The sequence below is a fragment of the Streptomyces erythrochromogenes genome, assembly GCF_036170895.1.
GTDB lineage: Bacteria > Actinomycetota > Actinomycetes > Streptomycetales > Streptomycetaceae > Streptomyces > Streptomyces erythrochromogenes.
This window is the reverse complement of record NZ_CP108036.1, coordinates 8,484,247-8,498,532: the sequence shown is the minus strand read 5'-3', so window position 1 is coordinate 8,498,532 and position 14,286 is coordinate 8,484,247. Positions and strand designations below refer to the sequence as shown.

The following is a 14,286-nucleotide window of genomic DNA, read 5'->3' as shown; positions in this document are numbered from 1 at the left end:
GTACCTGAGCGCTGACGCGCTCAGGAGAGACGCCCTCCGCTGCGCTTCCGGGCAGGCTCCGCTGACGCTTCGCCAGATTCCCGCGCGAGCGCGGGAATCGACGGGCCTCAGGCGGCCCGTCAGGGGAAGTCCCGGCGCAAGCGCCGGGACGGTGACGCTGACGCGTCACCAGATGCCCGCTGACGCGGGCATCGACGGGCCTTCGGCCCGTTGGGGTGTCCGCTGACGCTCCCACCCCTGGGACCTTCCGGCTACGCCTCCAGGTCCTGGGCCCGCTGCCGCGGGCCGGCTGGCAGTACGCGGTGGGGTGGTGGTGGGCTACTCCCAGTAGGAGGATCCCCCGATCCACATGCTGGAGAGAGTGACGGTCCGTTCGTCGAGAGACACGTCCCACCGTTCCGCAGCGGCCTCGTACGCAGCCTTCACCTCTTCAGCCGGGCGGCAGCACCGGGTTGTGGCCACCTCTTCCCACACCCTGCGGATCCTGGTCGCCTCCTCTACCAGGTGAAGCAGACGTGTCATCTCCTGTGCACTGCGCTCCATGGCACTCCCCCATCGGTGTGTCGGCGCATCCATCGTCCACGCGTGACCCACAGCTGGGGTAGAGGCCGCTCGTTTCTGGTACGGAATCCGGTGATGTCTTGTTCAGGACGCCGCCGTGGGTGTAAGAACGATAGAGTCTTCTGTGTGCATCACTACGGATGTGATGCGTGTAGGTGTGTAGGATCCCGAGAACATCGCCACCCCCTCCCCCGGCGGGTCTGCCCGCCGCTTCGAGTTCAGCGGAGTACCGAATGCAGAAGTCCGGTGACATCGTGCTTCGTCCTCACCAGGAGGAGGCGGTGGAGGCCATTGTCCGGGGGCTGGATATCCCGCCGGGAAAGCGGATTCCGGAGGCGGGCCTGAGGGCTACGGTCATTTCCGCATGCGGGACCGGGAAGACTTTTATCGCCGCGGCAGCAGCGCTCCAACTGGCGCGGCACGGGCGGGTCCTGGTGCTCCTGCCGACGCTCGATCTGCTGACGCAGACGGTCCGGGAGTGGCGGCTCGCCGGGCACACCGGGCCGGCTGTCGCGGTCTGCTCCCTGGAGGACGACCCGCAGCTGTGGCAGCTCGACGTCCGGACCACGACCTCGGCCCCGCAGCTGGGGCTGTGGCACGGGCGCGGCCCCGTCACCGTCTACGCCACGTACGCCTCCCTGCCGGTCCTCGCCGAGGCCCACGAAGGCGCATATGGGCTGCCCATGGACGTGTTCGACCTGGTGGTCGTCGACGAGGCGCACCGCACGTCGGGGTCGGCGGGGAAGGCGTGGGCCGATGTCCACCGCCAGGAAGTCATCCCCGCGATGCGCCGGCTCTACATGACCGCCACCCCGAGGATCTGGATGGAACGGCCCCCGCGGTCCCAGGCGCAGGAGCGGGAGATGGAGGAGGTCCGCCGGCGTGCGGCGGAGGAGCGCGGGGAGCGTGAGGAGGCTGAGGCCGAGGGGCGGGTCTACGTCTCCCGGCCGCGCTGGGACCGGCTGCCGAAGGAGCTCGCCTGCTCGATGGACGACGAGCGGGTGTTCGGGCCGGTTGTTTATGAGTTGTCGCTCGCTTCGGCTATTTCCCGGGGGCTTTTGGCGAAGTATCAAATTGTCGTCGCGGAACTCACCGACCCCGTCGTCACTCCGCAACGGCTGAACAGTGAGGAGCGGTACGAGGAGCAGCTGCGCGGCCAGCGCCTCGCCGCGATGCAGACCGCTCTCCTGGAGACCATGGCCGAGCACGGGCTGCAGACCACCATCACCTTCCACCACCGCACGATCGAGGCCGAGGCCTTCGCGGCCGGCCTGCACCGCGTTGCGGCGCGGCTGCACCAGGTCGACCCGGGCCGGCATCCCGAGCGGGTGTGGTCGGGGTGGCTGTGCGGAGAACACGACGGCACCCACCGGCAGTCGGTCCTCGCGGACTTCGGCCGCCGGGCCGGCCGCGCCGTGCTCTCGAATTGCCGGGTTCTGGGCGAGGGAGTCGACATCCGGGCCACCGACAGCGTGGCCCTGATCGATCCCAAGGGGTCTGCCGTCGACATCGTCCAGGCCATCGGGCGGGCCCTGCGGCAGAAGCCCGGTGAAGGAAAGATGGCCACCCTCATCGTCCCCGTATTTCTGCGGAAGGATGAAAAGCCTGAGGACATGCTTTCGTCCAATTCGTATCGGCCGCTGGTTCGAGTTTTGGCGGGACTACGGGCGCACGATGAAAAGGCCGTGGAAATGCTTGCTGTTCCACAGGAGAACCAGAAAAGGATCGTGGACCCGTCTCGGCCGGTCGGGCAGGCGCCGGAGGAGGGCGAGGAGGAGTCACGGCTGCTCCTCCGGTTCGCGACGCCGCGGGACCCGGCGCTGATCGCGAAGTGGATCAGCTACCAGGTGATCAACACCGAACGGCAGGACTGGCGCCGGGGCGCCGAGGCAGCTCTGCGGTACCGGCAGCGCGAGGGTGATCTCGACGTCCCCTACGAGCACGTCGAGGCCGAGGGGATGTTCCCGCTGGGGCGATGGCTGTCCGATCAACGGCGCGCCTACCGGGCCGGGACCATGACCGGCGAGCGGGCGGCCGAGCTGGAGGAGCTCGGGATCGTCTGGGACACCGCCGACGCCGGCTTCGAGCAGAACCTCGGCGCCGCGCGAGCCTACTACGAGCTGCACGGCACCCTCGCGGCTCCACGGGGCGCCACCATCCTCGACATCGCGATCGGGCAGTACCTCACGAACATCCGCCGCCCCGGCGGGCTCGGCAAGGACCCCGGCCGGGCGCAGCGGCGGGCCGCCGCGCTCGCCGCGATCGACCCGGACTGGAACCCGGGGGTGCTGGGGTGGACGGTCGACTGGCAGCGGCACTACACCTACCTCACCCAGCTCCTCACCGAAGGCGCCCGCCTGACCGCAATCGTGCCGGGGGTGACGCGGCACGGTGAGGACGTCGGACGGTGGCTGGCCACCCAACGGCGGGGCTGGGACCGGCTGAACGAGGAGCAGCGGCGCCGGCTCGGCGAACTCGGCGTGAAGAAGGCCCCACCGGCCCGCAAGGCCCCGGTGGAGACGGCTACGGCGTCCGGGCCGCGCGCGGGCGGGGACGCCTTCCAGAAGGGCCTGCAGGCCCTCACCCAGTACGTGGCCCGTACGGGGTCTGTGACGGTGCCAAGGGGGCATGAGGAGGCTGTAGTCATCCACGGTGAGGAACACGCCGTGAAACTCGGCATCTGGCTCACCAACACCAGGAGCAGACGCGGCAAGCTAGACCAGACACAACTCGCAGCCCTCGCCAAACTCGGCATCCACTGGGCGCAATAGGGGTTGGTAGTGCGTCCCACCGGGGCCGAGGTCGACCGGGCGTAGGCATGACGGGGACCGGCAGCAGCGTGCTACGGAGCCGGGGTCATGCGGGTGGCAGGAGGGGGGCCAGGCCACCTGTCGGCGAGGGACCGACGGCCCGTCCCATAGCAATCGGGTGGCAGGTGGTTGACCATACGGCTCCCGAAATCCGGGCCCCGGGGACGTCATGGCCAATCCCCAGGTGCCCGTCGTGGTACGGGAGCGACTACTACATCAGCGCGGCGAGTGCCTGCTCAGCCATCTGAATGCCCTGCGTCGCCGCTATGGTGGTGGCGCCCTCCAGGAGCTTGTCCTTGAGCTGAGTGGCGAACTGGCGCAGGCGGCCCGGCTCGGGGTTGCCGGAGGTCGCCTCGGTGTGGAGCTCCTGGGCGACGCGCTCCAGTTCCACGCGGTCCTCATCGGGAAGGCCCAGGATGGGGCTGACCTGGCCGACGTATCCGGCGAGCTGGACGAACAGCGTCGGGTCGACGCCGTCGGTGTTGTTCTGTGTGAAGTTCTGCTGTTCGCCGATGATGACGCCCTTGGCGTTCGGCAGATAGGTGTTGTATGTGGTGCCGGGGCGGGGCTGGTTGACGTGATCCTGCACGCTTCCTCCAGTCAGGGCGCAGCTGACGCCCTGGGGTGTGATGGCGACGGTGGGGGGCTCGGTGTCGATGTGCTCAATCAGCTGGTGCTGGGCCAGGTGGGCGAGCGCTTCGTGCAACTCGGTGCCGGTGATCTCGGACCCGGCGAAGTACGCGGCGGGCGTGGCGAGAAACAGCACCGGGTTGATGGGCTTCTGGTCGCCGGCGGTGTCGAACAGCCACCGATGGAAGGCGTCCATGGTGTAGCGGAGACGGGCGGCGCGGTCCAGGCGCAGCTTCTTCAGCCGGTAGATCGCGGCGCGGCCCGCATCAGTGAGATGGACGTCAGGAGTGCCGCCCATGGTGCGCGCGACCCGGACCAGATCGCGCTGCTCCAGTTCGAACGCGAGCACGGCCGGGTCCTCGTCCGGCAGCTGCTGTTCTTCGACGAACCGGGTCACGTCGATGTAGCGCGAGGGGCTCCGCTGCGCTTGCTCGTCGAGCCACATCAGGAGCCTAGCCAGGACCGGGTCGCCTTCGGCGGAGTCACGGCCGGGCATGGTTCCTCCTGGGGCGGACGCCTCGGTCTGGATCGGCACCCGGATGGGATTCCGCTTGGCTGCGCGCTCGTAGCTCTTGGCGATGTCCTTGATGTGCTTGTCAATCGCGCGCTGGTTAATGCGGGCCACGATGTCCTCCTGTCTCAGGTACCTCAGCCAAGGGTACGGAGCGGGTCCGACAACGAGCCTTCCGTTTACCGGATGCCGGGGGGGTGCAGTGCGGGTGGACGCCGCCCTTCGTCGGCGGCCGGGGCCGGGATCCTTCCTTGAGTATTTTCTGACGGGCTGCGCGTCTGAGGGGGGACGTGATCAAGTAACTCTCCCTATGTCGGGTCGGGCTGGAGCGGGCTCAGATCGAGCCAGGGCTCACCTTCGCTGGTCTTCGAAAGCAACTACCGTTGTCGAGCCAGGGAGAACTTTCTGCGCTCACGCAGTTCCACGAAGGCGGTCTCGAAGTCTTCAAGGGTGTCGAACGCTTTGTAAACGGACGCGAACCGCAGGTACGCGACCAGGTCGAGCTCCTGCAACGGGCCGAGTATGGCCAGACCCACGTCGTGGGTGGTCAGCTCGGCGCTTCCGGTGGCGCGCACCGCCTCCTCGACCCGCTGGCCGAGCTTGGCGAGGGCGTCCTCGGTGACCGGCCGCCCCTGGCACGCCTTGCGCACGCCGGAGATGACCTTGGTACGGCTGAAGGGCTCGGTCACCCCGCTGCGCTTGATCACCATCAGCGAGGCCGTCTCCACCGTCGTGAAACGACGGGAGCAGTCGGGGCACTGACGGCGCCGACGGATCGACGTGCCGTCGTCCGTAGTGCGGCTGTCGACCACGCGGCTGTCGGGGTGCCTGCAGAAGGGGCAGTGCATGGTTCCCTCACCCTCCTTCTCGGCACGACTGAATCACCCCACAGAGCCCCTCAACGACGGAGAGCGATTTTTGTGATTGTTCGGTTACGCACGGCATGGGACCTGTGGTAGATCTGTGGATCTTCGGATCGTCCGGCCGGAGCATGGCTGACTCAAGGGTCGGTAGCGGGGGTGGGCGTGGTCGATGTGTTGGCGGACTCGGTGGGCGATCCCGAGCACTTCGTTCACCCGATTTTTCAGCTTCGCCCCGGCGAGGACAGCGGATCCGACACCCTTGGCCTGTATCGGTATCAGGCCGAGGTAGCAGCCCAGGCTTGTCTGGCCATGCTCACCCAGGACGTCATCGACTACGTCGTATGCGAGTGGCATGAGGACTTCGTCATCGCCTTCACGAACGGCGAGGTGGAGCTGGTCTCGGTCAAGCACAGCAGCCGCACCCAGTGGACCCTGGCGGACCTCTGCAAGGACGGCGGAGTAGCCCACCTATTTGACCGGTGGTCTGCCTGCGGGCGCGCCGCCAACGTGCGGCTTCGCCTCACAACGAACGCACCTCTCAGTCCCGCGAAAGACAACGCTTCAACTCTTGCCCGTATGTGCGGTCCAGACCCGGAGCTCACGACCGGCAGGGACGCCATGGCCAAGAGCCTCTCGCAACACCTGCTGAAGGTCCGCTGGAAGCAGCCGTACGACAGCATCCCTGAGGTGTTGCCGGAGCTGCGCAAGGCCAGCGATATCGCGGCCCCCCAGGATTTCATCGACCACGTGACCAACTTCATGGCAGCGCTGGAGATCCATTACAAGGATGTGCCATCCCATCGGCACATCACGGACATCAACATCCGCCAGTTGCTTGAGCCGGCCATCGAAGACCTTCAGCTCGATCACGTCGACGTGAACGCCAGCTACAAACGGATCATCGAACGGGTGGAACAGGCCAACCGAAGCGAGGGCGAGCGGGGGCAGCTGGCCGCCTACGTCGCCGACTCAAGTCGAGTGCGTTACAACACCCAGATTCTGCGACGTGTCGCGAGCCGTACGCTCTACCGCCAAACGATCTTGGACGAATTCGTCTATCGGCAAGCAGCAGTGCCGACGTACAGCCGCGGCCAGGCGCCCATGATTGCCCCTGGGGGCGCGGCGCTCCGCAAAAAGCTTGCCCGCGGCCAGGTTCCGTCTGACGAGGCTGCCTACGCCGAGGAACTCCGCTCAGCATGGTATGTGACTTGGTCACAGCGCCGTTCCGGGTTGGCGGGGGACGCCATGGACCTGGAGAACCTGCGCTTGGAGGTCGTGGATACCGTCTTCGACTGTCGGGCGCACGCGCAGAGCGAGGTCATTGACGGGGCTGCCTTCGGACAGCGGATGAATCAGCTCATCAGGCAGCGCCTCACGCCTGAAGTCGTCGACACTCCCATACCGTTCAAGATCAACAAGCTTCACCTTCGGGGTCTGGCCTATCAGCTCTGCGACGAGTGTCACTTCTACTTCTCTGCTCCTTTCGATGTCTCTACCGGGGAAGCATCGTGACGAACGGCGTCGAGCGCCTGGCTGCGGCTGCAGAGATCCGGCGTCAGGCCCGGGGTGATGAGCAGCGGGAAGCGCGCTACCACGAGGCCAGAGTTCTTCTGCTGATCGAGCGGTTCACCACGGCGAAGCGGTCGCTGGACGGCCTGACGAAGCTGGCCAAGCTGGACTTCCTCCTGCGCTATCCGACGATGCTGGAGCGTCTGCTCATCGAGCAGGGAGGCAGCTGGCCTGCGGGAGCGGAGCCCACGTCCTCGGAGCGGCTGGCTGTGGAGAGCCGGATGACCCGGTACAAGTACGGGCCCTGGGACCAGCGGTACTACAGCGTCCTCGGCTCCCTGGCCGGCCGCGGACTCATCACCTACGGCGGGTCAGGTCGCGCGGAGTTCCGCGTCACCGCGGACGGAGCGATGGCCGCGTCCATGCTGGCGCAGACCGACGAGTGGGCCGTGGTGGCTCAGCGGGTCGTCCTGCTGAAGAAGCACTTCGACAAGTCGGGATCGGCGTTGAAGACCCTCATCTATGATCGCCTGCCCGACGCGGTGGACAGGCCCTTGCGGACGGAAATCTGATGGCCACCCACCTCCGATTCCTCGCCCTGACCGTCACCACAGCCACTGCGGAGACGACGTACCGCTTCGATCAGCCGGCCACCGTCATCAGCGGCCCCAGCGGTGCGGGCAAGTCCAGCCTTCTCATGCTGCTCAAACATGCGATCGGGGGCACCGCAGTCCTGACGCCCGCGGTACGCGATCACGTCCACTCAGTGCTGGCCTCCGTCGTGGTTGGAGAGCAGCACATGATCCTCAAGCGGACGATCAGTGGTGACCGCTCCGACCGTGTCGACATCCTCGATCCCGAGACGATGGCGCTCCAGCACACTCTCGGCACCCGGGCGGAAGAAGGACAGCGAAGCCTGTCGGACGTTCTTCTGGACGCTCTGTGCTTCCCTCGCGAGAAGATCCCCACCACTCGCAACGGCAAGGCCACGACCCTCAACCTGACTTTCACCCACCTCTTCCGCTACGTCTACCTGGAAGCCCGCGAACTAGACCGCCAAGTGGTCGGCCACCTCGACAACCACTTCAAGAAGCAGCGCAAGGTGCTCTTCGAGCTCATGTTCGGCCTCACCACATCGACTGTGATGGAGCTGGAGAGGCAGGTGAACCAGCTCACCACGGACCTGCGGAAGGCGGAAGCCGAGGAAGAGAACGTCGGCGCCTTCCTCACGGCCACGGACCCCCGGACCGACGACGAACTGCGCACCGAGCTGTCCGGCCTGCGCGACATGCTGCAGAACGCCGAGACCACCCTGCGCACACTGCGAACGGAAATCTCCGAGACCAGTGCCGCAGACGCCGTCCTGCGCGGGGACCTACGGGCGGCCGTGCAGGCAGCGACGGCTGCCACACAGGAGATGCTCGCCGCCCGGGAACTGGTCGAAGCCCGTGAGTCCGTCGTCGCCCAAGTCGAACTCGACCTGAGGCGACTAGAACGCTCCGCAACCGCGATCGACCAGCTCTCCCCCTTCCACTTCGTGGTCTGCCCGCGCTGCGCACAACGCCTCGACGCGCGAACTGTCCCGGAAGATCACTGCGCCGTCTGCCTCCAAGCTGATCCCGCCGAGGAGGATGTGGACCCGGCAGCCGTCCGGGAAGCACGCAGCGCGCTGGAGCAGCAGCTCCAGGACGCACGCGAGCTGATGCAAGCGGACGCCGAGGTCCTGCGCAGGGCCCGTGACCGATCCTCTGACGCCGAGTTCCTCGCCACCAACCTGCGCCGGCAGCTCGATGCCCAGACACGCGATGTCGTCGCCCCGCGGTTCGACGCCATCTCGGACGCCAGTGCTCGCGTCGCCGCCCTCAACGGCGGGATCGACGCCGTCCTGCACCTGCGCGATTCGTGGGCGCGCGTACGTGCCATCGCGCAAGCCGCCAAGGACATCACCGCACTACGCAAAGCCGCCAACGCCGAGCTCAAGGTGCGCAAAGCAGAAAGCGACGCCAGACGATCCCTTGTCACCGACCTCAGCAGTCGTTTCACCACGACCCTGAGGGAGCTGAACCTGCCCTGGGAGCAGTCGGCCGTCATCGACCCGAAAACCTACCTGCCGGTGGTCGACAACACGCCCTTCGAAAGCCTCCAGGCGTCAGGCGGCGCTCTCCAAGCCGGCGTCAACATCGCCTACCACCTCGCACTCCTGGAATGCGGACTCACCCACCCCGACATCCTCGTCCCGTCGATCCTGCTCATCGACTCCCCCCGCAAAGCGCTAGGCAGCAACCGCGACGACCAGGAACGAGGCCGACGGATCTACAGCCGCTTCAAAGCCTTGACAGACGCCTACGGCCAGCGCCTCCAGCTCATCATCGCCGACAACGACACCGCGCCCTTGCCGGACGACGCCTTCAGCACCATCGAACTCGACTACACTCACCCCATGGTCCCCGGCGTCGCCCACCCCGGCCCCAACCACACCACACGCACCGAAGATGGATACCAGGCGTAGCCGTTCCTACCTCACCCCAGCAGTTGTGGCCGAACCCCGAGACGGTGACGAAACTGCTGATCGGATCCTGTGATCAACTCCCAACTCGTTCGCGAGTGAGGAGAAGTGACGGGCACAGTCGGGATGATCGCGCAGAGCTCCAGCGACCGAGCCGGCAGCATCCCCGGTCAGCGTACGAAGCCAGGGCCTGATCTTGTCCTGCGGTCTCCACTGGTCCCACGCAGCGTCCCAGCTAAACGCACCATTGCAGCTTTCCTCCAGCAGGTGCAGCCGGCCTGCATCAGCGGCGTAGCGTGCGACGGTGAACAGCCACAGGATCAGGGCGTCGACTTCCCCGCGCTCCGGTGAGCGGTGTGTGTCCAGAAGCTCGGGCATTGCCTGGACGATCTCGAGTGCCCGAGGGATGTCGGCCATCAGTGCCGGTATGAGCACCTCGGGGTCGATGGCAAGGAGTACGTCGCAGTACAGGGCAGCGTCGTCAGGGTGGGCGGCGGCCAGGACCACCAGTTCCTCGGGGGCGTTCGGTTCTCCAGCGTTCAGGGAGTCACGGAGTGCCGCGGCCTGTACTACGGGCGGAATGGGAGGTGTGTCGATCTCCTGGGCTATGAGATCAAGGAACGCTCGCACCGTTGCCGGCCGTCTCCTGGGGTCCGTGCGCGTCGCCTCCCGAACAACCGCACGCCAGGGCCCCGACTCCGGGATGAGAGCAACGTTCTGCAGTGGATCCCTGCCTGTGACCGCCCAGCCGATCAACTGCCCCAGACTGTAGATGTCGGTCGGCGGGCCAGCGCTGTGCGCGTCGTTGCTCAGCTCGGGGGCGGCAAAGCCCGCCGAGCCCATGCTTACCCCGACCCTCGTGCGCTGCGGATGGGTGGTCTGGCCAGGCGGACGGCGGGCAATGCCCCAGTCAGCCAGAACCCATCTCCCGTCAAGCCGGAGCACGTTAGACGGCTTGATGTCCCGGTGCACCCACCCGTGTTCGGAGGCTGATGCCTGCATGCCGTGGGCAGCCGCCAGAGCCGAGCACACGCTCTCCACGAGATCCCGCAGCGCAGCCGGATCCTTCAGTTCGTCGAGACACTGCGTTGCGACGGTCTGCGCCTTCGGCATGACGAACCACTTGCAGTCCGCGTCCGCGTCCCAGACCGGCATCGCGTTCGGGTGCTCGCTCAGGAGACGGCCAACCTCAATCTCACGGGTCATCCGGGCAACCTTGTGAAGGGGCGGGTGCTTGTCGCGCAGCTTCTTGAGGACCACGGGTGTGCCCGTTGGCTTGTGGGTCGCGTGGAAGACGTCAGCCATGCCGTCCTCTTGGCGATGGAAGGGGTGTTTCTCGCAGGCGTAGTCCCCTCGCATACCGCGAGCATCGTACGGAGCCGAGCCACGGGGCCCGTGGACCGGCGCCGGTGCATCGCCGCTGAAGCGATCCGAGTCGTCAGCCCGCACGTGGTCCGGACGATACAGACGCTGCCGGATGTCGGCGACAGCCCTCGGCCCGATCCGTTTGCCCAACTCTCCTGTCGACAGACCTTGCACTCCTGCCGCGTCATCCCACCAAGACTCCAGGCGACCTTGCATTGCCGCCCTGACACGACGAACCAGCTCGGTGTAGAGGTTGGTGATCTCCGCACCGGTCAAAGACGGAGCCAGTTCGTGGAGGAAGTCGAGGTTCCGCGACTCGATGTCTCCAGGCAGCTCCTGGACGCGTACCAGGTCCAAGAAGCCAGAAACCTCCTGGATGCCAGCGCTCAGATGGGTTGCCACCCGTTGCAGGCACTGTTCGTGCTGCGCGCCTTCCCCATGGGCAAGAGCCGCAACGAGAGGGTCAGCAGGATGGAGGGAGCCTTCCAGGACAGCCGTAAGCCCGTAGGAGAGCTTCTGTCCCCTCACCGCCTCATAGGAGTGCCACAGCTGCTTCAGCGGTCCCTTGGCTACCTCTCCGAGCCTCCACGGCCTGGTGGAGCTTCTAGCCCTGATCGCCTGGAACTCCCAGAACAGACCGCCGCTGGCCTGCCCTGCGGCGCTGCGGGCAACGATCACGTCCCCGATGTGCTCACACGTCACGTGCTGGACGTGCTGGTCAGCCAGCATCTCCAGAACGGAGAGTGCCGTCACATGAGTCTGGTACTCATACCCCCGGAGCACAGCCGAGCCAGAATCGTTCCGAGTGCCGATCGCAATCGGATCTGCCATATGCCCCCCAGCCCGCGCTCTCCAAGCACGCAGCGTAAGGGGTACTGAAGCAGCAGGTCGATCACTTCGATGAAGAGGCGAGCAAACCGTCCGAGCCGTCACGACCGCGCAGCAAAGGTGCTGAACAGCTTCGCCCATCAATAGCCCACTCCACCAGGACAAGTGCGCCTTACGGAACGGGGCGGTTGTGCGGGCGCACTGGCGGAATCGTGCCGGTTCCAGCACACAGGTCGGCCTGCTCGTCATGTTCGTGCTGGGGGCCTCAGCAGCAAGCCGATGAGCGGTGCTGCCCCGGTGAGACAGGTTCCGGAGCCGCAGTCGACGGTGCATCCGGTGAAGTGGCCCGGGTGGGACACGCCGGCCGTGGTACCGACGGTCTCGTACCCGATCGCCTTCCCCAGCCCGGGCAACGCCCCGTGAGCCGGTGTACGCCCGTCCCCCGCGTGTTCACAGCGCCCCACCTATGCGGTCAGGCCGCCGGAGGCGGCGAAGCGGACAGCACCGCCTGGGAGGTTTGGAAGGGTGTGCGGCCAGCCCGGCCGTACCGGGAGCTCAGGGGCCGGCCGCGGACCCCACGGCCGAAGGCGGTAACCCCCTTCGGGGGTGCGCGAAGCAACCTACGGAAGGTCTTCTAGCCGGGCGAGCAGGCTGGCGGCGGTGGCGACAGCCGCGACAGCGTCGGCCCGCGTCCACGTGAAGTGCTCTGTCGTGCCTGCATCGTCGTGCGGGGCGCCGCTGAAGAGCGCGAAGGCACTCTGGGTGAGCACCGCCCAGCGCTCCGCCTGGTCGCGGTCCTTGGCGTTCTTCTTCAGGGCCTGGCTGGACACGTTCTGGGTGTTGCAAGCCTCGCGTACAGGATCGAGGGCCGCGCGTGCGAGGGCAACGGCGTGCTCGTAGCGACCGTCTCGGATCGCAGTCTTCGCCTCACGAACACGACGGGCTGCAGTCGCACGAGCCTCGACCTCAGTGATCGAAACGAGGACGTCAACGAAGGCGCCGGCGTCGAGCTGAGCGATCGCGTTGCTCCACGCTGCGTGCGGGATGCGTATGACCTCCTGGCCGGAGGCGACAGGCCAGGTCTTGGCCTCCGCCAGTGCGGTCAGGGTGAGGTCAGCGCGCAGCACCAGGTCGGTGCCCGCCCTCATCTTCTCCAGGCCGCGCAGTTGCTGGTCCGTGACAGTCGTGTGAAGTGTGAGCACGGTCCCGAACGGCTTCAGTCCGATCGGTCCCGACGCGGCATGAAGGTCTCCGATCCAGCTCGCGGGGCTGGGCATGTCGTGCGTCCACAGCGAGCCCGAGACGAGGTACGGAGCGTCCTCGGCGTAGCCGCCATGGGGGTGAACCTCGAAGGTCAGGGCAAGCCGGTGTACGTCCCATCCCTGGTAGAGGTTGACGTGCTGCTGCGCCCGAATGTTGATGTTGTAACTGTTCGAGCCGAATTGAAAGTTGGCCATCGGTCCTCGTCTGGTTGAAGCCTCACCTGATGTTGTCAGGCCAACCGGCACGAACGGCATCGGTTTACAGCAGCTGCTTGCGAGCCAGAGCGCATGGGTCGCCGTCGGCTAGCTGAGGCCCGGTCATGGTGCGTCCGCGGTCCAGCTCCAACGGTTCCGGCCACCGGGCGGGGGGAGTAAGAGGGCCCCACCAACGCCAAAAGCAGGCGCGCAAGCTCGACCGGACACAGCGCGCAGCCCTCGCCGACCTCGGCATCGCCTGGGCGCGGTAGCGGCCTCCGGCACTGGCACGGGTTACACGTAGTGGGCTGCCCCGTTGTACGACATGCCCAGGGCCGCGGTGAGCTGTTTGATGTCGAGTTCGGCGGCGAGGGTGAGCAGTCGGGTGGAGCGCAGGATGCGCGGCAGCAGGCCGACCGGGGCGAGGCTGTCGCGGATGTGGGCCGCGCCGGCTGGTTCTCGGGTGGTTCTGGTCAGGCGTGTCACGAGGATGTGCGGGTTGTCTGTGCGCAGCGAGGCGCGGTGGCGGAGGCAGGCTGTCAGCGCCTTCCACGTCGCCTCATCGAGTGTGAGGTCGAGGGTGCGTCCGGGAAAGCGGACTGCGTAGCGGGCGGGGGTGAGGCGGTCGAGGGTGAGGAGGCTCAGTTCCGTCGTTGTTGCCGCGTGGAGGAGGGCGGCCAGGCCGATGAACGCTTCGTGCGGGTGTGTCTCGCCGGGGCTGTTCCAGCGGTGGTAGAGGGTGCGTTGCTGGTCGAGGGTGAGCACGGTGCCGCGGAAACCGCGGGCCTGTGGGGCGTCGAGGGGGCTGGCGGGGTTGTGGAGGACGGCTCCGGTGTGGTGGGCGTGGGCGAAGAACTGGCGCAGGCCAGCCAGCCAGGACGCCCTGCGGGCAGGGTTCAGGGCGAGGAAGGCTTCCAGGTCTGGTACGCCTTCGGTGACCGGCCGGCGAGGGACCCCTCCCGCGACCCGACCACCCATCACCACGACGGAGCCGCACCCCATTCGGCCTCCTCCCCCTCGGAGAGAGGGCCGGGGCCGGGGGCAGAGCCCCAGAACAGTGCCTGCTGGTGGTGTTGCGCGCCCGGACCGGCGGGGCCGCCGGCAAGCGGGGCGGAGACAGGAGCGCGCGGCGGCCCCGAGGGACCGGAGCGCGCGCGGGCCGCAACAGCGGGCCGCCTTGATCAAGCAAAGAAACTCTGAACAGCCCATCCCCTGGCCGACCCAAACGGACTGAGGAGAGAAGGCA

At 67.0% G+C, this 14,286-nt stretch carries 9 protein-coding genes; 4 read left to right on the top strand and 5 right to left on the bottom strand.

The window, feature by feature from the left end:
* Positions 1-794 precede the first annotated feature (794 nt).
* Positions 795-3,332: a DEAD/DEAH box helicase gene (locus OHA91_RS39270; RefSeq protein WP_328738204.1), complete on the top strand. Its 2,538-nt coding sequence runs from the start codon at positions 795-797 to the stop codon at positions 3,330-3,332.
* Between the two features lie 250 nt (positions 3,333-3,582).
* Here OHA91_RS39270 and OHA91_RS39265 read toward each other — a convergent pair whose 3' ends face one another.
* On the bottom strand, positions 3,583-4,626 hold the full coding sequence (locus OHA91_RS39265) for a hypothetical protein (RefSeq protein ID WP_328738205.1): 1,044 nt from the start codon (positions 4,624-4,626) through the stop codon (positions 3,583-3,585).
* 263 nt (positions 4,627-4,889) lie between these two features.
* Positions 4,890-5,360 (bottom strand): transcriptional regulator NrdR, encoded by a 471-nt coding sequence (gene nrdR / locus OHA91_RS39260; RefSeq protein WP_328738206.1) that lies wholly within the window; start codon positions 5,358-5,360, stop codon positions 4,890-4,892.
* Positions 5,361-5,531: 171 nt separating this feature from the next.
* Here nrdR and OHA91_RS39255 point away from each other — a divergent pair, with 171 nt between their 5' ends.
* Genes OHA91_RS39255 through OHA91_RS39245 form a run of 3 tightly spaced genes read left to right on the top strand, consistent with a single transcriptional unit; the run spans position 5,532 to position 9,393 of the window.
* Positions 5,532-6,887 (top strand): dsDNA nuclease domain-containing protein, encoded by a 1,356-nt coding sequence (locus OHA91_RS39255; protein WP_328738207.1) that lies wholly within the window; start codon positions 5,532-5,534, stop codon positions 6,885-6,887.
* Positions 6,884-7,456 (top strand): hypothetical protein, encoded by a 573-nt coding sequence (locus OHA91_RS39250; RefSeq protein ID WP_328738208.1) that lies wholly within the window; start codon positions 6,884-6,886, stop codon positions 7,454-7,456. Before OHA91_RS39255 ends, OHA91_RS39250 begins: the two co-directional genes overlap by 4 nt.
* The gene (locus tag OHA91_RS39245; protein WP_328738209.1) at positions 7,456-9,393 is read left to right on the top strand and encodes a hypothetical protein; all 1,938 of its coding nucleotides are present in this window, start codon (positions 7,456-7,458) and stop codon (positions 9,391-9,393) included. Before OHA91_RS39250 ends, OHA91_RS39245 begins: the two co-directional genes overlap by 1 nt.
* A gap of 6 nt (positions 9,394-9,399) precedes the next feature.
* On the opposite strand, the gene OHA91_RS39240 is transcribed toward OHA91_RS39245, so the two are convergent.
* The 3 genes from OHA91_RS39240 to OHA91_RS39230 form a co-directional block, all read right to left on the bottom strand.
* Positions 9,400-11,586: a dsDNA nuclease domain-containing protein gene (locus tag OHA91_RS39240; protein ID WP_328741034.1), complete on the bottom strand. Its 2,187-nt coding sequence runs from the start codon at positions 11,584-11,586 to the stop codon at positions 9,400-9,402.
* A gap of 617 nt (positions 11,587-12,203) precedes the next feature.
* A complete protein-coding gene (locus tag OHA91_RS39235; RefSeq protein WP_328738211.1) occupies positions 12,204-13,040 on the bottom strand; it encodes a hypothetical protein in 837 nt (278 codons plus the stop codon).
* 294 nt (positions 13,041-13,334) lie between these two features.
* Positions 13,335-14,042, bottom strand: a complete 708-nt coding sequence (locus tag OHA91_RS39230; RefSeq protein ID WP_328738212.1) for a hypothetical protein — start codon at positions 14,040-14,042, stop codon at positions 13,335-13,337.
* Positions 14,043-14,286 lie beyond the last annotated feature (244 nt).